The following is a 1,358-nucleotide window of genomic DNA, read 5'->3' as shown; positions in this document are numbered from 1 at the left end:
GGACGCCGACGACGACGGCGCACCGGTCCACTCTACCGGGCACGCCGGCGTCGGGTTCGGCCGCGGGGTCGGGATCAGGCCTGGTCGCGCAGGTCGTAGATCCGCTTGAGCTTGCCGGAGGAGCGGGCCAGGGACTCCGGCTCCACCACGTTGATCACGCACGAGGAGCCGATCTTCGTCTTGATCTCCATGCGCAGGTGCGCCGCGCAGGCCTGGGCCTCCTCGAGGGACGCATGATCACGGCGCTCGATGTTCACGGCCATCTGGTCCATACGGTCCGGGCGGGTGATCTCGAGGGTGAAGTGCGGCGACAGGGCCGGCTCCTTGAGGGCCAGCTCCTCGATCTGCGACGGGAACAGGTTCACGCCGCGCAGGATGATCATGTCGTCCGAGCGGCCGGTGATGCGGCCCATGCGGCGGTGGCCCGGGTGCGTGGTGCCCGGCAGCAGGCGGGTGAGGTCGTGGGTGCGGTACCGGATGATCGGCAGCGCCTGCTTGGTGAGCGAGGTGAAGACGAGCTCGCCGTGGCGGCCGGTCTCGAGGACCTCGTCCGTGAGCGGGTCGATGATCTCGGGGCGGAAGTGGTCCTCCCAGATGTGGGAGCCGTCCTTGGTGGCCGCGGACTCGCCGGCCACGCCCGGGCCCATGACCTCGGAGAGGCCGTAGATGTCCAGGGCGTCGAGGTCGAAGGTCTGCTCGATCTCGCGGCGCATCTCCTCGGTCCACGGCTCGGCGCCGAGGATCGCGACCTCGAGGGAGGACTCGCGGGGGTCCAGGCCGAGCTTCTTGAAGCCGTCCGCGATGGTCAGCAGGTAGGTGGGTGTGGAGAGGATGGCGCGCGGCTGGAAGTCGGTGATCAGCTGCACCTGCTTCTCCGTCTGCCCGCCGGACATCGGGATCACGGCCGCCCCGATGCGCTCGGCACCGTAGTGGGCGCCGAGGCCGCCGGTGAACAGGCCGTAGCCGTACGCGTTGTGCACGCGGTCACCGGGGCGGATGCCGCCGGCGCGGAAGCAGCGGGCGACGAGGGTGGCCCACGTGGCCAGGTCGTCGTCGGTGTAGCCGACCACGGTGGGCTGGCCGGTGGTGCCGGAGGAGGCGTGGATGCGACGCAGCTCGGGGCCCGTGGCGGCGAAGGCGCCGAACGGGTAGCTCTTCCGCAGGAACTCCTTGTCCGTGTACGGGAACTTGGCGAGGTCCCCGAGCTCCGTGAAGTCCGAGGGGTGGACGCCGTGCGCGTCGAAGTGCTCCCGGTACGCGGGCACGTTCTCGTAGGCGTGGTGCAGGGTCCAGCGGAGGCGTTCGAACTGGAGCGCCTCGATCTGGTCCCGGCTCATCGTCTCCTCGGGGTCCGGGGC

At 70.4% G+C, this 1,358-nt stretch carries 1 protein-coding gene; it reads right to left on the bottom strand.

Annotation, left to right across the window (positions count from 1 at the left end):
- Window positions 1-74 precede the first annotated feature (74 nt).
- Window positions 75-1,358 (bottom strand): AMP-binding protein (locus QL983_RS11240; RefSeq protein ID WP_290153049.1); only part of this gene is annotated, 1,284 nt, incomplete at its 5' end.

The sequence above is a fragment of the Micrococcus sp. APC 4021 genome (genome assembly GCF_030407635.1).
In the GTDB taxonomy this organism is placed as follows: Bacteria; Actinomycetota; Actinomycetes; order Actinomycetales; family Micrococcaceae; genus Micrococcus; species Micrococcus luteus.
Note: the sequence above shows the minus strand (reverse complement) of the source record. Positions and strands in the feature narration are given on the sequence as shown.